This window comes from Pseudoalteromonas sp. NZS71_1 (assembly GCF_015864305.1).
GTDB classification, from domain to species: domain Bacteria; phylum Pseudomonadota; class Gammaproteobacteria; order Enterobacterales; family Alteromonadaceae; genus Pseudoalteromonas; species Pseudoalteromonas arctica.
Genome location: NZ_JADYXM010000007.1, coordinates 130,484 through 150,248 on the forward strand (window position 1 = coordinate 130,484; position 19,765 = coordinate 150,248).

General features: G+C 37.8%; 13 protein-coding genes. 11 read left to right on the forward strand and 2 right to left on the reverse strand.

The genetic code is table 11. The annotated features are described in order from the left end of the window. From rng to tldD, 4 genes are read left to right on the forward strand one after another with little or no spacing between them, the layout of a single operon-like run. A complete protein-coding gene (rng, locus tag I6F43_RS12175) occupies positions 1-1,473 on the forward strand; it encodes a ribonuclease G (protein ID WP_007586345.1) in 1,473 nt (490 codons plus the stop codon). Next, a complete protein-coding gene (locus I6F43_RS12180; protein WP_197102533.1) occupies positions 1,473-5,330 on the forward strand; it encodes a YhdP family protein in 3,858 nt (1,285 codons plus the stop codon). The genes rng and I6F43_RS12180 overlap by 1 nt, the downstream gene beginning before the upstream one ends. After that, on the forward strand, positions 5,327-6,166 hold the full coding sequence (locus I6F43_RS12185) for a carbon-nitrogen hydrolase family protein (RefSeq protein WP_197102535.1): 840 nt from the start codon (positions 5,327-5,329) through the stop codon (positions 6,164-6,166). Before I6F43_RS12180 ends, I6F43_RS12185 begins: the two co-directional genes overlap by 4 nt. Next, positions 6,163-7,602 (forward strand): metalloprotease TldD, encoded by a 1,440-nt coding sequence (tldD, locus tag I6F43_RS12190; RefSeq protein WP_101163214.1) that lies wholly within the window; start codon positions 6,163-6,165, stop codon positions 7,600-7,602. The genes I6F43_RS12185 and tldD overlap by 4 nt, the downstream gene beginning before the upstream one ends. A 144-nt stretch (positions 7,603-7,746) precedes the next feature. Here tldD and I6F43_RS12195 read toward each other — a convergent pair whose 3' ends face one another. Both I6F43_RS12195 and I6F43_RS12200 read right to left on the reverse strand, forming a co-directional pair. Beyond that, positions 7,747-8,583, reverse strand: coding sequence for a mechanosensitive ion channel family protein (locus I6F43_RS12195; protein ID WP_010553762.1), 837 nt, complete (start codon positions 8,581-8,583; stop codon positions 7,747-7,749). 107 nt (positions 8,584-8,690) lie between these two features. Beyond that, positions 8,691-9,323 carry a hypothetical protein gene (locus tag I6F43_RS12200; protein WP_024594473.1) on the reverse strand — a complete coding sequence of 211 codons (633 nt, stop codon included), beginning with the start codon at positions 9,321-9,323 and terminating at the stop codon, positions 8,691-8,693. A gap of 841 nt (positions 9,324-10,164) precedes the next feature. Here I6F43_RS12200 and I6F43_RS12205 point away from each other — a divergent pair. The 7 genes from I6F43_RS12205 to I6F43_RS12235 all read left to right on the forward strand — a co-directional run bounded on the left by I6F43_RS12205 (position 10,165) and on the right by I6F43_RS12235 (position 19,758). Then, positions 10,165-10,761: a restriction endonuclease subunit S gene (locus I6F43_RS12205; RefSeq protein WP_182717734.1), complete on the forward strand. Its 597-nt coding sequence runs from the start codon at positions 10,165-10,167 to the stop codon at positions 10,759-10,761. After that, the gene (locus I6F43_RS12210; RefSeq protein WP_197102545.1) at positions 10,761-12,035 is read left to right on the forward strand and encodes an N-6 DNA methylase; all 1,275 of its coding nucleotides are present in this window, start codon (positions 10,761-10,763) and stop codon (positions 12,033-12,035) included. The genes I6F43_RS12205 and I6F43_RS12210 overlap by 1 nt, the downstream gene beginning before the upstream one ends. Positions 12,036-12,123: 88 nt before the next feature. After that, positions 12,124-13,761: a class I SAM-dependent DNA methyltransferase gene (locus I6F43_RS12215; RefSeq protein WP_197102547.1), complete on the forward strand. Its 1,638-nt coding sequence runs from the start codon at positions 12,124-12,126 to the stop codon at positions 13,759-13,761. Then, positions 13,761-14,957 (forward strand): restriction endonuclease subunit S, encoded by a 1,197-nt coding sequence (locus tag I6F43_RS12220; RefSeq protein ID WP_197102549.1) that lies wholly within the window; start codon positions 13,761-13,763, stop codon positions 14,955-14,957. The genes I6F43_RS12215 and I6F43_RS12220 overlap by 1 nt, the downstream gene beginning before the upstream one ends. 3 nt (positions 14,958-14,960) lie before the next feature. Beyond that, positions 14,961-15,572 carry a hypothetical protein gene (locus tag I6F43_RS12225; protein WP_197102551.1) on the forward strand — a complete coding sequence of 204 codons (612 nt, stop codon included), beginning with the start codon at positions 14,961-14,963 and terminating at the stop codon, positions 15,570-15,572. Positions 15,573-15,591: 19 nt separating this feature from the next. Then, entirely contained in the window at positions 15,592-16,557 is a 966-nt protein-coding gene (locus tag I6F43_RS12230; protein ID WP_197102553.1) for a Kiwa anti-phage protein KwaB-like domain-containing protein, read from the forward strand. A gap of 15 nt (positions 16,558-16,572) precedes the next feature. Then, positions 16,573-19,758 (forward strand): type I restriction endonuclease subunit R, encoded by a 3,186-nt coding sequence (locus I6F43_RS12235; RefSeq protein ID WP_197102554.1) that lies wholly within the window; start codon positions 16,573-16,575, stop codon positions 19,756-19,758. Positions 19,759-19,765 lie beyond the last annotated feature (7 nt).

Here is a 19,765-nt window from a genome sequence, read left to right on the forward strand (position 1 = left end):
ATGAGTACAGAATTACTGATCAATGTCACACCGAGCGAAAGCCGTGTTGCCCTAATAGAAAACGGTGTACTGCAAGAAATACAGCTAGAGCGAATTGGTAATCTAGGTATTGTAGGCAATATTTACCTAGGAAAAATAAGCCGTGTACTTCCGGGTATGCAGGCTGCTTTTGTTGATATCGGCCTTGAAAAAGCGGCATTTTTACATGCATCCGATATTGTAAATAGTGCCTCTATTGTTGAAGGCGTAGACGACGTACCAATAAAAAAAGTACAAGACATTAGAGAGTTAGTTCGTCAAGGCCAATACATTATGGTGCAAGTGGTAAAAGATCCGCTAGGCACTAAAGGCGCAAGACTCACCACAGATATAACTATTCCTTCTCGCTATTTAGTGTTTATGCCAGATGCGACCCATGTAGGGGTTAGTCAGCGTATTGAAACTGAAGAAGAGCGCTCACGCCTTAAAAAAATAGTCGCAGAATATGGCGATGAAAATGGCAGCTTTATTGTACGTACAGCAGCCGAAGGCGCTAGCGAAGCAGAATTACGACACGATGCCGGTTTTTTAAGAAAACTGTGGGAAAAAATTACAGCTCGTCGCAAAAAAACCAGTAAGGCCAGCATCCTTCACGAAGATTTAACGCTTGCCTTTAGAACCCTACGTGACTATGTAGGCGAAGATATGGAACGCATTCGCGTTGACTCTAAACTTACTCATGAAGAGCTAAAGTTATTTACTGAAGAGTTTGTTCCACAACTGTCTCAAGTACTCGAATACTATCCAGGTGAGCGACCTATATTTGATTTGTTTGACGTTGAAAACGAAATTCAAAAAGCACTACATCGTAAAGTCACACTAAAATCTGGTGGTTATATAATTATTGACCAAACAGAAGCAATGACGACTGTTGATGTTAATACTGGTGCATTTGTGGGACATCGTAATTTAGAAGAAACAATTTTTAATACCAACGTAGAAGCAACCTCTGCAATTGCTCGCCAGCTTAGGCTGCGTAATTTAGGCGGTATTATCATTATCGACTTTATAGATATGGTAAGTGAGGATCATAAGCGCCGAGTATTACATTCACTTGAATCAGCACTCGCAAAAGATCGCACTAAAACAAATATCAATGGGCTTTCAGCACTCGGGCTTGTTGAAATGACGCGTAAACGTACACGCGAAAGCTTAGAACATATTTTATGTGATGTATGCCCGGCGTGTTCTGGTCGTGGATCGCAAAAAACAGTTGAAACAGTGTGCTACGAAATACTGCGTGAAATAGTACGCGTTAATCGAGCATACGCTGCCGATAAGTTTATGGTATATGCAGCGCCAGCTGTAAGTGAAGCCTTACTAAACGACGAGTATCATAACCTTGCCGAGCTTGAACTATTTATTGGTAAGCAAGTCAATATTCAAACAGAGAGCTTATACAGCCAAGAACAGTTTGATGTGGTAATGATGTAATGAAAGCAAAAGCGGTCTGTTTTTTTTGTTTTAGAAAGTTATGGCAAACCTGCGCCATAATTTTGGTATTACTGGCCGTTATTGTTTCAATTTTAAAATATACCCTCCCGTATGCAAACGAATACAAAGGTAATATAGAAAGCTATTTACACGAAAAGTTTGAAATAAGCTTATCTATTGGTGAAATATCAGCAAGTTGGCAGGGTAGTGGTCCTGCATTAGTACTAGAGAATTTATCGTTTAAAGATAACGAAACTGCACCAATATCACTCACCATTGCTAAAACCAGCTTAGAGCTAAACTTATGGGAAAGCTTAAAAGCACTGCAACTTAGATCTAATTATTTTGTTATTAATGGTTTTCATACCAGTGTAAATATCACCAACTTATTTAAAAACGGTGACAACGACGAAGTCTCTTTTGAGCAAAAAGAGCTAATTGAAGAACTGTTTTTGGGTAAAACGGGTCATTTTGCAATAGAAAATTCCAGTATTAACTTTGTTCTAGAAGACGGTAAAGAGCGTAAGTTACTCCTCAAAAATATTGTTTGGCAAAATGAAGATGAGCAGCATCTTGGTAGTGGGAGCTTAGCATTGCCGGGTATTTCGGTCGGTGATTTTGATGCGCGCATAGCACTTACTGGCGATACCCTAGAGCAAGTTGCGGGCGACATTTATGTGCAGGCTAATAAGGTCGATGTATCTAACTGGTTAGCGCAATATATAAATACGCAAAAGCAACAACTGCATAGCGATATTAATTTACAAGCGTGGCTAAAACTAGATAAAGGTTTTGTAAGCGATATAAAAATGCAGTGGCTACCAAGCTTTGTGCGTTGGCAGCGAGAAGAGCAAAGCCAACAAGTTAGCTTGAGTGAAGGTGGATTCCATCTATATCCCGAGCAAAATAGCTGGCACTTAAAAAGCACCGGTTTAACATTTAATAGTAACGATAAAGCATGGCCAAGTTTAGAGTTTGAAGCTCAACTAGGGGCGAAAAATGAAGTGTGGCTCCATCAAGTTGATTTTGAATTACTTAGTAACCTAGCAGGGCTAAGTAATTTTGATGCACTTGAACCATTTTTAGAGCGCCAACCTAGCGGGCAAATAGATCACGCTTATTTAAATTTTTCTAATGCACAGCAATGGCAATTATGGTTTGAGGCTGACAATATTGGTTGGCAAGAATTAAGATCGGTACCTGCAGCACAAGGACTTAGAGTAAATGGTTTACTTAATCAAAGTAGTGGTCGAATAAATTTATTTGGCGAAAATGGCACATTAGTTACAGGCGAAAGCTTTAGTAACGACATAAATTATAATCAGCTAAATGTAGAGCTAGATTTAGCTAAGCGAGATGATGGCTGGCATATAAGTAGTGACAATATATGGTTTGATAATGATGAAGTTACTCTTGCTGCAGAATTACAAATTAGTCTAACAGATGATCCTCGATTAGATCTTTACGCTGAAGCCTTCGCCCCAGATGCCAAAATTGCAGGTCATTATTTCCCATTAAAAGCAATGAGCCCTGAGCTCGTTAGCTATTTAAATGGGGCAATTAAAGGCGGAGAAGTATCTAAAGCACAAGTCTTATTTGCAGGTTCTTTATCGGGCTTTCCATTCACCGATGGCAGTGGCCAGTTTGGTGTATTAGCGCAAATAGACAACGCAACCTATGAGTTTGATCCTGATTGGCCTTTGGTCACCAATGCCGACGTACAGCTACATTTTGATAATGAGCGTATGGACATATATAGCCAGCAAGGTAAGTTGGTTAATTTAGATATTGGTAATAGTGTACAGGTAAGCATTGCAGATTTAATGCATGCTGATGAACTTATTGTGCAAATTGATAAAAAAGCACAAATGGAAAAGTTACATGATTTTTTTGCAGCGACACCTATTGCCAAACCTCTTGCTGAAATTTTTAAAGTTGTGCAGGGCAAAGGCGAAGCCGATGCCAGTATTGAGCTTTTAGTAGGCTCAAAATTTAAAGGTGGAGCCAGTGTTAGCGGCAAGGTTAATTTAAATGACTTGCCAGTATTTATAGCAACACCAGGTATTGAGTTTAAAAACTTAACTGGCGAACTTAATTTTAAAAACGACAATATCACACTTAAAAATGCGACTGCGAAATGGTTGGGCATGCCGCTAACTATTAATTACAGCAGTAAAAGTGATGCAAAAAATTACCAAGCAAACATAGATATAAACGCCAAAATTGACGCCGATACACTAATAGATAGTGGACAAGGTATATTAAAAAATTATTTAAGCGGGCAAAGTGATGTTGATATTGGCTTAGTACTTAATTTTGAAGAACAAGGTTTTAATTACCGTGCACAGGTAAACTCAGAACTACTTGGTTTAACAAGTAATCTACCTGCACCTTATAATAAAAATAGTGAACAAGTGTGGGCGCTTGATGCAATAGTACAAGGTGATGACATTTCTAATCTCATTACAGCAAACGCTAATCAACAGTTTTACTTTAATGCTATTTTAGAAAATGGTAAATCACAGTTTAGCAATGTCCATTTTGTGCTCGGAAAACAAGATTTAGGATTAAACCAAAAAGATTTAAGCGTAAATATAAATCTAGAACAGAGTGAATTAGTGCCTTGGTTTGATCTGATTGATCAAATAATTAAAGCGGGTAAAGCAAACCCAGATCAAGAATCAAAAGGGATTATGCCACCGCTTAATGAGGTGGTCGCAAATATAGGTTTACTTGATGCGAGTAACATCATTTTTAATGATTTTGAAATGCGTTTAGCACCATCAAAAGACGATTTATACCTAAAGCTAAATGCTAAAGAACTTAGAGCTGGGGTTTTTATTCCTACATCACAGCCTAGCCAGCCCATACGAATTAATGCCGATTACTTAAGGCTTAATTTTGCACCGCACAATGAGCAAGCACTTGAAATAACAGATGTACTTCCTGAGAAAGACTTGAGCTGGCTTACTAAAATACCTGCTATTGAGTTTGAATGTAGTGATTGCAAAATTGACCGCTACCAACTTGATAAAGTGAGTGCGTCATTATTAGGTGATGGAGAGCGTTTATCAATATCAGAACTTGTAGTCGATAAAGGCGATCATGTACTGCGCACTAAAGGGCAGTGGCAAAATGGATTAACAACGCTAAGTGGCGAGCTTAAAAGTGATGACATAGGCGCACTGTTTGGTGAGTTTGATATAACCTCCGCGATTAAAGATTCAAAAGCCGATCTAAATTATGATCTTACTTGGCAAGCAGCACCTTATGATTTTGATGTGAAAAGTTTAAGTGGCGAGATAGCTTGGGATTTAGGAGAAGGTCACTTAACTGAAGTTAGCGATGGCGGGGCACGCGTATTTTCGTTACTGAGCCTTGATTCATTAGTACGCAAGCTGAAACTTGATTTTAGAGATGTATTTTCAAAGGGCTTTTTTTATAACAGCATGCAAGGCACTATGCAGTTAGAAAACGGTATTGCTTACACTAAAGATACCAAAATGGACGGCGTACCCGCCGATTTAACCATTAAAGGTTATGCAAATTTAAACACGCTTGATATAGATTATGATCTTGCTGTAGCGCCGCAGGTAACCTCGAGTATTCCGGTTATAGTTGCATGGATGGTAAACCCAGTAACAGGGCTTGCTGCCTTAGCAATTGATAAAGTTATTCATTCTGCGCGCGTCATCTCAGAGATCAACTTTAAAGTAACGGGTAAAATGAACGATCCTATTGTTCAAGAACTCGACAGAAAAAGTCGTGAAGTTACGCTTCCTCAAGCTGCGCAAAATCAGCCACAAGCATCAGTCGATTTAAAACTTAAAGATGCTCAAGTAACAGTAACGCAATGAACAAAACAGCAAGCATAAGCACACCCACAATAGTTGCCCTACAAATGTGTTCAGGGCTAAACCCTGATGACAACATAGCAAGCTTAAAGCGCGCACTTAAAACCCTCCCCGCAACAAGACCATTACTTGTTTGTTTGCCTGAGGCTTTTTTAGTGTTTAGTAAAAGCGGCAACGACACGTTACGTGTTGCTAAGCAAGTTGAGCGATACAAACTACAACTTAGTGAATTGTGCCAACACCATAATATTTGGTTAAATGCAGGGACAATGCCTGAGCCATTTAACGAACATAAATATTATGCAGCATCGCACTTATATAATAATCAAGGCGAGCTGGTTGCAACGTATAACAAAATACATTTATTTGATGTAAACGTAGATGATCAAACAGGTAGCTATCGAGAGTCAGATTTTACCCAAGCAGGTAGCGATGTGGTTGTTGTTGATTCTCCCTTTGGTAAAATAGGCTTAACAGTATGTTATGATCTGCGCTTTAGTGGCTTATTCAACGAACTAGTACGCCAAGGCGCCGATATTATTTTAGTACCCAGTGCATTTACAGTCGTCACAGGACAAGCGCATTGGCAGCCATTATTAGCAGCTCGCGCAATAGAAACACAATGTTATGTAGTTGCAGCAGCTCAGTACGGTACACATGAAAATGGCCGACAAACATATGGCCACAGTATTATTATTTCACCTTGGGGAAGTATCCTGAGTGAATTGCCAACAGGCACCGGTTTTATAAGCTGCAACGCAGATTTAGACCAGTTACAAAAAATTAGACGAGATATGCCCGTGCAGTCTCATCAACGATTTAGAGAGCATTTATTATGAATTCGGTTGAACAGCATTTACTACACGACAGCCAGCTAAATAGAGAAGAGCTCGAAAAAACGCTCGCTTACATACATCAGCATAAAGTGGATTACGCCGATTTATATTTTCAATCAAGCCACCACGAATCATGGGTGCTTGAAGACGGCTTAGTTAAAGAAGGCTCTTATAACGTTGAACGTGGCGTTGGTGTACGTGCTGTAAGCGGCGAAAAAACAGGATTTTCTTACTCTGATGCAATCAACCTCGAAGCGCTTAATAAAGCGGCTACAGCGGCTCGTAGCATTGCAGATGCTGGCGAAGATAGAGCGATTAAAGTATTTAGTGATGTTAAAGCTAAAGAGCAGTTTGCACCGCATCAGCCAATTTCGAGTATGAGCGATACCGACAAGGTGAGTTTATTACGCGAACTTGAAAACTATATTCGTGAACTAGCACCCGATGCAGAGCAAGTAATTAGTTCAATGTCGGCGGTATACGAAGAAGTATTAATCGCAGCAAGTGACGGTACGTTTGCCACCGATATTCGCCCGCTTATTCGTTTAAACTGCTCAGTGCTGCTTGAAAAAAATGGTCGCCGTGAACGCGGTGGCGCAGGTGGTGGTGCACGTTTAGATTATGGTTACTTTAAAGAACTTGTTGATGGTAAACCACGTTGGATGGAATTTGCTGAAGAAGCTGTACGCCAAGCTAAAGTAAATCTTGAAGCTATTGATGCACCTGCAGGCACGATGGAAGTTGTACTTGGTAATGGTTGGCCTGGCGTGCTTTTACACGAAGCAGTAGGGCATGGACTTGAAGGCGACTTTAACCGCAAAGGCGCGTCTGCGTTTAGTGGTAAAGTGGGCCAAAAAGTAGCATCTGAGCTGTGTACTGTTGTTGATGATGGCACCATGGCCGATCGCCGTGGGTCACTTAATGTGGATGATGAAGGCACACCAGCCGCTTACAACGTACTCATCGAAAACGGTATTTTAAAAGGCTATATGCAAGATAAGCTAAACGCGCGTTTAATGGGTGTAAGCCCTACAGGTAACGCACGCCGTGAGTCGTATGCGCATTTACCAATGCCTCGCATGACTAACACCTACATGTTAGGTGGTGAGCACAGCCAAGCCGATATTATCAGCTCAGTTAAAAAAGGGGTATTCGCGCCTAACTTTGGCGGCGGACAAGTTGATATAACCTCAGGTAAGTTTGTATTTAGCGCATCAGAAGCGTATTTAATCGAAAATGGTAAAATTACCCAACCAATTAAAGGCGCAACGCTTATTGGTAATGGACCAGAAGTAATGCAGCAAATATCTATGGTTGGTAACGACTTAGCACTTGATAAAGGTGTTGGTGTTTGTGGTAAAGATGGTCAAAGCGTACCGGTAGGCGTAGGCCAACCAAGCCTTAAAATTGATCGGTTAACAGTTGGTGGTACAGCTTAAGTATTACTCAAGCGCGAAGTGAATTCGCACCTACGTGCTTGATGTTTATTGTAGGTGAGGTTTTTACACCTCGCTTTTTACGTTTAAGCTGGACTCTATGAGCGCGAAGTAAGTTCGCGCTCTTTGTTTTAATGAAGGTGGGGTTTATACCTCTCCTTCATCCTCTTTATTTTTTTCAGCCTCTTTATACCATAATGCAAAAAAGCACTCTGTTAATTTATGCTCTATCTCAAGCGCTTTTTCTGTTGGGCAAAACAAGGTAAAGCTTGCTTTAAATTCACCTAAATCGGTTGTACCAAAGTGAATTACTGGTTCTGGGCCAGATATTTTTGCATCAAGTTTACGCTCAATCATCGAATTATAACGGCTTGCTACTTCTTGAAACTCTTCGCAATACAGCTTAGCTTGTTCAGTCAATGTGTCGTGAATAGGGTACGGGTTAAAGCTTTCTCGACGGACAATAATAAAATGATGTGTAACAAAGCGTTTTACAAAGTTTAAGTTTTTAATAGAGCTGGTAATCAGCTTATTATTAGGTATGTATATGGTTTTTCTAGAAAATTGATAAGTATGTATATCAATTTCATGCATGGTTGTTTTTATCCAATCCGTTTCAGCTACTTCACCAAAATAATCACCAACTTGTATCCAATCACCGACTCTAAACGGGCGGGTTGTTACGAGGTAAAAAAAGCCTATTACACACTGAATAAACTCACGCGTTGCAAGCACAATCGCTACAGCAAAAGCAGCAATAGAAAGTGCAAAGTTTTGAATTTCGGTAGACCACACAAATAGCAGCGATATCATCATTACAAAATTAATAAAATGCTTAATATTGTGTGCGATGTAACGAATATCTTTTTCTTTTTTTTCTGCGCGATTTTTAGCCAGCTTATCAACAAGTACTTTTAGTACAAATGCAATTGTGATCATTACAATTGAAAGAAGAAACGGATGCAGCAATATATCTTTAGTCATAATATCCAATTAAACGCGAGTTGATAAAAACAGGCTCAGTATATTGATTTATTAAACCAATTAGCAAATTTAGTGCAAAAAAAGTAACCAATAAAAATGGAGAAACGCTATTGAGTTACTTCATCAGTGCAATGTTTGTGATTTTTAGCCATTCTTTTTCGGCATATGAGTACAAGCTCAATGGCTGAAATAAAGATTAGAGTATAGCCAAGCGTTTCTATACCCTCTTCAACAATGTTTTTTACTGCACGTACGTAGTCATCGCCCATTACTGAATGCCAAAATGCGCCTTTGCCCATCATTCGCGAAAATGCGAGTAAAGTAACCATGCCTGATAAGCAAATTCCATAACTAGGAGTGAAGCTATAGGCTTTTAAAGCGTTAAAAATACTTCCTTTGTTTGTTATTAAATAAACAAACACACCAGCTAAAATTGAATAGACGATACTTTGCCAAGCGCCATCAAAAAAGTATAAGTCGAGGTAGGTATCAAACTCTCTTACAAACATCATTGCCGATAACGCAGCAAGTAATACTGCCGGTATTTTGAGTTGAAAGTTAATTCGCGAAGCATAGAAAAACAAAATACAGCTTAAAAAAGTTAAAACATCTTGCATATGTTCAGTAAGAGTTTCTTCACTGTAAAGTGCATACTGTTTTAATTCAAAGCCTTCAAGTTGAATTAAATGAGCAACACCCGCTAGGCATAATAAATAAATAAAAGATCGCAGTAAAAACATAAATAACCAAGAGAAACTATAAATGCGCGAGATTCTAATTGTAAAAATGCCTTAAAGCCAAAACAAAATTTAAACTTTTAATCTTTTTATCGGTCTAATATTTTTGCTGTTAAAATAATGGCTTAGATATTTACTTAATGTTGAATGGATGTTTTTAATGTGACGTTTTAAGTGGTTTGTTGTGCAAAATATAACAAGCATTAAAAAGCCCTTACTATTTACTTAGCAAGGGCTTTTTATAATTGAGAACTTAGAGTTTAGCGCCTAGCGCATCGTTGTGGGTTACTGTTACATGTAAGGTCTGGAAGTTTTCTGTAAAGCCTTTAATAATAAGGCATCTGTGTGTTTTCCAGAAAAACGGGAAATATTTGATGTTTTTTCAGAGAAGTCTTATCCAACGGTAGCATTTTCCAGATTTTTATCGCTTCATAAGTCGATGTAAATGAAGTCCTACTGCTATATTACTGACCAGATTATATTCTGCAGTTAAGTAAAAAATCTTCATATATTATCTAGAGTAGATCATATAAAAATAACAACTAAGTTCCGTATCTCTATTCCATTTGTATGTTTTCCAGTTGATTTCCGCACCATGCGATAACTTCTATAGAAATTGGCAAGAACAGTTTTCTAAAATAAAGCCGTTAAAATAAATTTTCACCGAAGTTAGTTTCCTTAAATACAAAAATATAGTGTTCTTTTATATTTATAAACACTTAATCGGAATCGTTTTTATTGTACGATTTCATTAAATTTTAAAAACTACTTGCTTTAATTAAGTTTGATAGTTAATATCACCTCAACAACCTAATTCGTAGGTTTAAAACGAAAGGAGAGTAATGTGAAAACTATCGAGGTGTTATGTAATGAATTAACCACTGGTGCAACAAACGCACTATTCGAAAAGAATGAAAGCAACGTCGAAGGTGCGTTGCACTTACTAACAGGTAGCTCTGTTAATCTAAATGGTGAAATTATTGAGCAACAGCTTAGTGAAATAATAATAAAGGAAGGAAAGGATATTCAGCGTTTCCTATTAAAAGAAGGGGATGTGGTGCTTCTTGCTAAAGGTAACTCAATAAAGGCCGGTTACGTTACTAAAGCTATTGCCGAACTTAATGTAATTGCTTCTGCTAACTTTATTTTACTTAGACCAAATAACAATGAGTTACTTGGGGAAGTGCTTGTAGCTTACTTTAACTCATCTGTTGGTCAAAGCCAGTTAGATACGATCAGCACAGGTGCAATAATTACAAATATAAGCTTATCAAGTATCAAAAAGTTAGTGATTGAGCTGCCAGGGTTGAATAAACAAAATGAAATTGCAGAACTATTTCATGCTAGCAACCAGGCTTATCAATCAACACTCAATTTGGCAGAACAACAGAAGAAAGTTTCAACGGCTTATATTACTCAATTAATTAAAGGAGCTAAGTAATGGAGCATTTAACAAAACAATTAAGGAGCCTAATTGATAATAGCCGTAGCTCAATGGAGGTGCCACACATATTAGAATTAGTTACTTATGTTGCTTATATTGCGAAGGAAAACTCTGAGTTATTCGAAGTAATCGTGAATAGCGGTCATGCTAAACAGTTAGATATGCTAATAGAAGCTGGAAAAGCGTTAGAGGAAAATTATCCAACTGAGATATGCTCAGCGCCAGACCAACATCGAATTGACGTGAAGATAATCAACCTTGTCGTCTCTTTCATCGCAGCCATTTCAAACTTTGACACGCTTGCTAAGGCTTTAAGAGAAATGAATGCACAAGTACTTGGAAGGTTTTCAGCAGATTTAGCCAACCTTAATATGGAAAGGATATTTTCTGCGCTAGTTGGTGATTGTAGTGGTAAGTCCTTGTATGACGGAGCATGTGGTTTAGCAAGAGTAGCATCTAGCTTAAATTCAGAGACTCTTTGCTTAGAAGAAAAAAATCGTAGTACTTATATCTCTGCTTACCGATTGCTAGCGCTTGAAAATAAACATTTCAAGTTGGCAAATACAGACTCACTTTTAGAGTCAAATTTTGGATTAGACAAACAATTTGATTTAGTTGTTATGGAGCCGCCAATGGCTCAGAAATTTGGTGCAGATGAACGGCGCATGTTAGTAGGCGCTCCTTTTATCGAAGTACTTAAAGATAAGCCAATATCGGCAGCTGCTGGTGATAGCTTATGGATACAACAAGCCTTAAGTAAATTAAATGAAACGGGTAAAGGTTACATTTTAATACCTCAAGGTTTTTTGTTTCGTGGCGGTTACGATGCAAAAGTAAGGGAGTATTTGCTAGAAAACGAATTACTGGAAGCTGTTATTGGCTTGCCCGCTAATGTTCTAAATGGCACAAGTATTCCCCCTGTTATTTTGGTGCTTAACAAAAACAAGCCAGCAGGTTCTTCAGTGGTATTTGTAGATGCCAGTGGAATAGGTGAAAGCAACAAAAACAGAATAACTATTTCAGAAGAAGACGCAGTGTTAATAGCTGATTTAGCGGCAGGAAAGCTAGCTGACGACGATCGTTATAAAGCCGTATTTATGCCTGAAATTAGAGAGCAAAATAACGAACTCAATATTTCACGTTATATTATTAAAAACGTTGAAGTTGAGGAGTTAGATGTTGAGCAAGAGCTACAAGTACTAAATAACTATCAAGTTGAGTTTGAACAATCTCAAAAAACATTGAAATTACTACTGGCTAAATATCAATAAGATAGTCGTACTGTTCAGTTTGTATATAAGTAAACTCATATTTGATACATTACCCTACATAAAGGGAATTATAAGAAGGATTATAAAAATGGCAGATTTTAAAAAGATAGAAGAATTAGAAAAACGTTTATGGTCAGCAGCGGACTCATTACGCGCTAATACAGGCTTAACAGCTCAAGAATACTCTCGACCAATACTAGGTTTAATTTTTCTTAAGTATGCTGAGTACCGTTTTACTCTGGCAAAAAGCAAGATAGAAGAACAGTCTAGCTCTCGCCGTCGCGGCAGTGGCGATATAAAGTCTAAAATCCAAGCTGAAGGCGCAATGTATGTGCCAGATGAAGCACTCTACTCTAACCTACTAGCACTTCCTGAAGGCTCTAATATCGGTGTTCAGGTGAATGATGCCATGAAAGCGCTAGAAGCTGACAACGAAGCAATTAAGGGTGCCCTACCTAAAACCTATTCTCGCTTTGAAAACGATATGCTCAAAAGCTTGCTTAAAAACTTTAATGACATCGACTTCACTCTTGGCTCAGACATATTTGGCCGTATTTACGAGTATTTTCTTAATGAGTTTGCCAAAACTGAAGGCCAAGGCGGTGGTGAGTTTTTCACGCCCTCAGCATTAGTAAAGTTAATCACCGAGGTTATTGAACCTTACCACGGAAAAGTATACGACCCTGCTTGCGGTAGCGGTGGTATGTTTATCAGCTCAGCCGATTTTGTGGCAAAGCATAACAAAGATGCCTCTGATGAGCTGTCTGTATTCGGGCAAGAAAAAACAGGTGATACTGTTCGTTTATCTAAGTTAAACCTTGCAGTTCATGGTTTGCAGGGCGATATCCGTGAAGGTAACTCTTATTATGAAGACCCGTTTGAACTAGCCAAAGGTGATGTAATTGACGGTAAACAATACGGTCAGTTTGATTATGTAATGGCAAACCCTCCATTTAACGTTAACGAAATACAAAAAGACCGTTTAGAAGCTGATAAACACCGTTTTCCTTATGGTATGCCGCGTAATGACAATGGTAATTACCTGTGGATTCAAATGTTTTACTCAGCGCTTAACCAAAAAGGTCGTGCAGGTTTTGTGATGGCAAACTCAGCCAGTGACGCCCGTGGTTCAGAGCAAGAGATCCGTCAAAAACTAATTGAAGAAGACGGCGTTGATGTCATGGTGGCCGTTTCAAGTAACTTCTTCTACACAGTAACTTTGCCTTGTGCCTTATGGTTTTTAGATAAAAACAAACCAGCGCATAACAAAGATAAAGTTTTGTTTATTGATGCTCGCCATATCTTCCGTCAAGTAACCCGAGCCGTGCGTGATTACACTAGCGAGCAGCTAAATTTTATTGCCAACATAGTGCGTTTATACCGTGGGCAAGATATTGATAATACTTATCTTGAAACTCACCCTGACGCAGGTAACGATAGTAAATTTGAACTAAAAAGCTTCTTTGCTAATGACAATGGAGAACTGACTTATCAAGATATTGCAGGTCTTTGTAAAGTTGCTACCAAGGAAGAAATTATTGAACAAGGTTATAGTTTAAACCCTGGTCGTTATGTGGGTGTTGCTGAAGGTGAGCAAGAAAGTGATGAAGATTTTGTTGTTAAGTTAACTGCTTTACAAGAAGAGTTAGAAGTTTTAAATGCTGAGGCGCATGAGTTGGAATCAGCAATATCAACGAATGTTTCCAATATACTGGGAGCAATATAATGGAGCTGTTAACTAAGAAGCTTGGCGATATATGTCATTTGATTACTGATGGAAAACATGGAAATTGTAAAGATCAATTAGATTCTGGTTATTATTTTGTTAGTTGTAAAGACGTTAAAGGTGGTCAAGTAAATTATAGTGGCGCTAGGCAAATATCTGCTGAGGACTTCAAAGAAACAGATAGAAGAACTCAATTTGCTGCTGGCGATATATTAATAACTAATAGCGGCACAATAGGAAGGATGTGTTTAGCTAAGGACTTGCCTGAAACAAGAAGAACTACGTTTCAAAAAAGTGTAGCCATCATCAAAGCTGATAATGACTTAGTAACATCTGAATATCTCTATTATTATTTGTTATCTGAAAAAGATAGGTTGTGTAATCTTGCAGGGGGGGCTGCTCAGAAAAATTTGCTGCTATCTGATATGAGATGTTTCGACGTTGAGATTCCAAAAGATAAATTATTGCAAAAGAATTGGGCAAGCAAAGTCAGAAGTTATGACTTATTAATCGAAAACAACAATCGCCGCATCGCAATTTTAGAAGACATGGCGCAATCTCTGTATCGCGAATGGTTTGTTAACTTCCGCTACCCAAACCATGAAGATAACCTTGATGCAGACGGCAAACCAAAACTCATCGACTCGCCACTAGGTCAAATCCCAGAGGGATGGGAATTTGATAAGCTAGAAAATATGTCATCAATGAAATACGGAAAAATGTCTAAAAAAGACCTCAGATGTAAAGAGGGAATACCTATTTACAGCGGCTATAAAATAACGGGCTATTATCCTGAAGCGAATCTAAATGAATCGAAGGTTATTGTTATCGCTCGTGGTGTAGGTGGAACTGGTGATGTAAAAATGTCTCCTGATATATGTTGGCTTACAAATTTATCTATTTACATAATGGAAAATGAAGATCTTCTTAAGAAATCTTATCTATTTTACCAACTAAAATTTGCTAATTTACGTAGTTTAGATAGTGGCACATCAATTTCACAGATCACTATAGCTGACTTAAGTAAGTATCAAATAATCGCCCCTCCAATAGAGTTACAGGTGAGGTTTGAAGAGTTATGCAAAAGTTTTTGGTCACAAGTTAAAGTTTTAACTAAGAAAAATGAAAACCTAAAAAAGCAACGCGATATGTTGTTACCTAAATTAATATCAGGCCAAATAGAGCTAAAGGATTAAGCGATGCAGCGAAGGAACGCAACAACCCTCATACCGTCAATAGCCATTTTTATTAGTGGCTACACGCCTTTATTTTTAATTATGATAATTAAAGATTTTGTTAGAGTCGATTGGCGAGTTTATCAATTAACCTCCAATATATTGGGTTTCAGTCAAATCGATTACCCTGTTGGTATCGTGTTCAATAACTCTAACGTCGTTTTAGGGTTATTCATCGTTGCTGCTGTAAGCCTGTTAATGTTGTGGTATGTACTTAAAAACATTACATCTAACCCTTTTGATATTACGATAACTAAAGCGAAAAGTCGCTCAAGTGAAGTGGTCAACTACACCATTCCTTACATGATATCTTTCGTTGCGTTTGACTTAAGTAAGGGGCAAGACCTGCTATCACTTATTATCTTTATGGGAATCCTGTGTTTGCTGTCTATTCGCAGTCAAAGTATCTTCATTAACCCTATATTAGCCGCACTCGGTTATGGCTTATATGATTGTACATATACAGAAAATGGTAGAGAAAAGGAATGCGTTATGTTGTCGCCAAAAGATCTTACTGCTGAAGACGCTGTTAAATATAAAAAACTAAATAATTATATGGGCATAATTAATAAATAAAGGGAGTTATGAGATTATCATGCAGGAAAAATTACAAATATTAGAGCAAATTAAGGCAACCAACTTTAATGAACTGGAATGTCGATTATGGGTAATAAAGAAAAATAGCTATAAGGGGAAAAACACTTATAAGACTTTATATGCAGCTATTGATGGGCTTGAAGATGACTTAAAAAACACTCTTAAAATGTTTTTTACAGGAAAAGAAGGCGTTATATTACCTATTAATAATTTAAGTACATATCAGGTATTAACGGCAGATTTAGATGAAGATCGTGCGTTACTAGATGAAAAAAACAACACTGATTTTGAAGGGATTATTGATAAAATTGAAGATGGTGGAGATAACCACCCTGTGGTAGAAATTACAGAATTTAATAATGCATGGGCATTAGTTTTTGAGTTTTCTAATGATGCGCAAAAGTTTTACGCGTTTTCAAAAGTTAAAGGCGGTTGGAATCTTAAATCTACTCGCCTCCTAAAAAGTTGGGCATTCAAAGAAGGTCATTTCAAAAAAATTGAAGCTGAGAAAATATTTACATTTAGAGACCGTATTGATTTTGTTGCGTTTGGTGATGATGTCTTTATCAGAGATAAAGCTAATTATGAGCTTGGCTTAAACATTCGTGAAGGTTTAGAGGCTAAAAGAGATTTGTTAGCCGACGCCTTTGCTGAAAATGGTATAGTCTCAAGCGTTGATGATTTAAAAATAGCAATAGGAACTAACAAGACACTACTCCGACGTTTAGTTGCAATAGAAGAGACTCGCTACTTTGAAGATCAGGTTTTCATTGAGCAAATGAAACAAGCTATAACTGAACACCGCTTTGACCTTGCTGAAAATGAAAGTGGACAATTTATTATAGACGAAAATAACGTTGATCTATTTCTGAAGCTAGTTAACGACAAACGTTTTATTTCTCTAATTAAAAAACAAATGGTAGATGCTGATGTTGTTGAACCTGTAAACAACGAAAGACAATAAGAAAATGGGCTTAAAATGACATACACGGAAGATGCTTTAGTAGAACAACCTGCTATTCAGTTATTTTCAGATTTAGACTGGGAAACCGCAATTTGTTGGGATGAAGTTTTTGGTTCATTAGATAATGAGTCTCTGACTAATAATCCTATGTTTTTTGGAAGGGAAACTCGCAATGATGTTGTTCTATTCGCAAGGCTACAAACTGCGTTACTAAAGCTAAATCCGGATATTAATAAACTTATTATTCAAGAAGCCATTGACGAAATAGCGCGCGATAGAAGTGCGATGACCGCAATAGCAGCTAATGAAGAAGTTTATGAGTTATTAACCAGTGGCTATGTGTATACAACAAATGCTGAAGATGAAGATGATTGCGTTGTTCAATATATAGATTGGTCAGATGCTACTAACAATGACTTCTTGCTTTGTAGCCAGATGAGTATGACGGGTGAAATTGAAACTCGTCGTCCAGATTTGATCGGCTTTATTAATGGCTTACCACTTGTTTTTATTGAACTAAAAGCAAGTCATAAAAACTTACTTAGCGCTTATAAAAATAATTTAGCTGATTACAAAAATACTATTCCAAAATTGTTTACCTATAACCAGATTATTATTCTTTCTAATGGTGTGCAATCAAAGGTTGGTTCTATATCTAGCCAGTGGGAGCATTTTGCTGAATGGAAGAAAGTAGAGAGTGAAAAAGAAGAGCGCCGAGTTAGTTTAGAAGTTGTTATACGTGGAGTGTGTGAGCAAAACCGGCTCTTAGATATTATTGAAAACTACACTTTGTATATTAAGACAAAACAAACGATTAAAATTATTGCTAAGTATCATCAATACTTAGGTGTTAATCAGGCATTGTGTGGTCTTAATAACGTAAAGGAGCGTGATGGTCAGCTCGGTGTTTTTTGGCATACCCAAGGTAGCGGTAAAAGCTTTTCAATGGTTTTCTTCTGTAAAAAGGCATTTCGTAAATATACCGGTAACTGGACGTTTGTATTAGTTACCGACAGAACAGATTTAGACGACCAGATTTATAAAACTTTCAACTCTGCAGGCATTGTTACCGAAAACTGCCAAGCAGACTCAGGCGTTCAATTAAAAGCGTTACTTGGAGAGGATCACCGTTTTGTATTTACTTTAATCCAAAAGTTTAAAGGTGACGAAAAAGGAAACTATCCGGTTTTATCGGAACGTGATGACATTATTGTTATCACTGACGAGGCCCACAGAAGCCAATACGACTCTTTAGCAATGAATATGCGTAATGCTATGCCTAATGCCTCGTTTATGGCATTTACAGGCACACCATTGCTTGCAGGAGAGGCTAAAACACAAGAAGTGTTTGGTGACTACATTAGTATCTACAACTTTGCTGATGCTGTTGATGATGGCGCAACACTTCCTTTATATTACGAAAATCGTGTACCTGAAGTTTCAGTGTCGAGCGATACTATTGGAGATGATATTGCTGACATACTTGATCAAGCAGACCTTACTGAAGAACAAGAAGCGCGTCTAGAGTCTGAATTCTCTAAGGCTTATCACATCATTACTAGAGAAGATCGGCTAGAGACTATTGCTGCTGATTTGGTTGAGCACTATATCAATCGTGACCCTTTCAGTAATGGAATGTTAGGCAAAGCAATGGTGGTATCTATTGATAAAGCCACTACCATTAAGATGTATGACAAAGTTCAACTAGCGTGGAAAACAAAGCTCAGTAGCTTAAAAGCAAAAGCCAAACATACTTCGGGAAGCCGCTTAAACAAACTGCAATTTCAAATTGAGCATATGGAAAGTACTGATATGGCGGTTGTTGTGTCGGGCGGGCAAAATGATGACGAGCGACTTGCTAAAAAAGGGCTTGATTATAAACCACACCGGGAGCGCTTCTTAAAAGAAAAAATAGATGAAAAGTTTAAAGACCCTGAAGATAATTTAAGAATCGTATTTGTATGCGCGATGTGGTTAACAGGCTTTGATGCCCCGTCTGTTTCAACTCTTTACTTAGATAAGCCGCTTAAAAGCCATACTTTGATGCAAACCATTGCACGTGCTAACCGTGTGTATGAGGGAAAAGCTGCGGGACAGATTGTTGACTACATTAATATATTTAACGCATTACAACAGGCATTAGGGCTATATGGAGGTGGCGTTACTGAAGGCGGCGCACCTTATAAAGTTGATAGCCCTGCAAAAGACAAATCTGAGCTGGTCGCTGCATTAGGTATAGCTATCAATGAGCTTATTGTCTTCTTAGGTAGTGTTGATATTGACTTAACCCAAATTGTATCGGCCTCTGCTGATGGTTTTGCCAAATTATCATTGTTAGATAACGCAAGCGAAATACTGCTTGAGCCGAAAAATAAAGAAGAATTTACGTCTTTTATCAGGCAAATTAACCGTATTTTTAAGGCCATTATGCCTGACGATAGCGCTAATCAATATGTACCTTATCGTATCGCGATTAATATAATTTATTCTCAAATGCGTTTGAAATCTGGTTTATCAATTGATGATGAAGATGTATTGGATGTTGTGCGTAACCAAGTTAATGACTTATTAGATGAATCAATTTCCACTATTAAAATACAAAGCAACCTGCCAGATCCCATAAACATTGCAAATATAGACTTTGATGCTTTAGCGACAATGGCTTCATCGATTGAGAAACCAAAACAATCAGATGCTGAGAAACTTAAAAACCTAATTGAGCGGAAATTGCAGCCAATGGTGCTTAAAAACAAAACGCGCCAAGATTTACAGCAAAAGTTTTTAGATTTAATTGAAGAATATAATTTAGGTGCATATACCGCAGAAGAATTTTTTAATCGCCTGAAAGGGTTTATTAATGAATTAGAGCATGAAGAAAAGCGTACCGTTCGTGAAGGCTTAGCTGAAGAAGAGTTAGCAGTGTACGACTTGATGATTCAAGATGCACCACTAACAGAGAAAGAGCGTAAACAAGTTAAAGAAATAGCTAAAGAATTAACAGGAAAAATGCAGGAAATACTGGTAATTGATTGGCGTAAAAAGCAGCGAACTAAAGCTAGAGTTAAAAATATGATTGAGGAAGTATTAGATAACTTACCTGAATCATACGATGATAATTTATGGCCAAAAACCTGTAGCGAGGTTTATATGCATATTTTTGAAAAATACCCTGGTCAAGGCCAAAGTGTTTATTCTCATTAAGATAGGG

Bases quoted from the DNA above. Each gene is read 5' to 3' on its own strand.
- rng (WP_007586345.1), top strand. From the start codon at position 1: ATGAGTACAGAATTACTGATCAATGTCACACCGAGCGAAAGCCGTGTT.
- I6F43_RS12180 (WP_197102533.1), top strand. From the start codon at position 1,473: ATGAAAGCAAAAGCGGTCTGTTTTTTTTGTTTTAGAAAGTTATGGCAA.
- I6F43_RS12185 (WP_197102535.1), top strand. From the start codon at position 5,327: ATGAACAAAACAGCAAGCATAAGCACACCCACAATAGTTGCCCTACAA.
- tldD (WP_101163214.1), top strand. From the start codon at position 6,163: ATGAATTCGGTTGAACAGCATTTACTACACGACAGCCAGCTAAATAGA.
- I6F43_RS12195 (WP_010553762.1), bottom strand. From the start codon at position 8,583: ATGACTAAAGATATATTGCTGCATCCGTTTCTTCTTTCAATTGTAATG.
- I6F43_RS12200 (WP_024594473.1), bottom strand. From the start codon at position 9,323: ATGTTTTTACTGCGATCTTTTATTTATTTATTATGCCTAGCGGGTGTT.
- I6F43_RS12210 (WP_197102545.1), top strand. From the start codon at position 10,761: ATGGAGCATTTAACAAAACAATTAAGGAGCCTAATTGATAATAGCCGT.
- I6F43_RS12215 (WP_197102547.1), top strand. From the start codon at position 12,124: ATGGCAGATTTTAAAAAGATAGAAGAATTAGAAAAACGTTTATGGTCA.
- I6F43_RS12220 (WP_197102549.1), top strand. From the start codon at position 13,761: ATGGAGCTGTTAACTAAGAAGCTTGGCGATATATGTCATTTGATTACT.
- I6F43_RS12225 (WP_197102551.1), top strand. From the start codon at position 14,961: ATGCAGCGAAGGAACGCAACAACCCTCATACCGTCAATAGCCATTTTT.
- I6F43_RS12230 (WP_197102553.1), top strand. From the start codon at position 15,592: ATGCAGGAAAAATTACAAATATTAGAGCAAATTAAGGCAACCAACTTT.
- I6F43_RS12235 (WP_197102554.1), top strand. From the start codon at position 16,573: ATGACATACACGGAAGATGCTTTAGTAGAACAACCTGCTATTCAGTTA.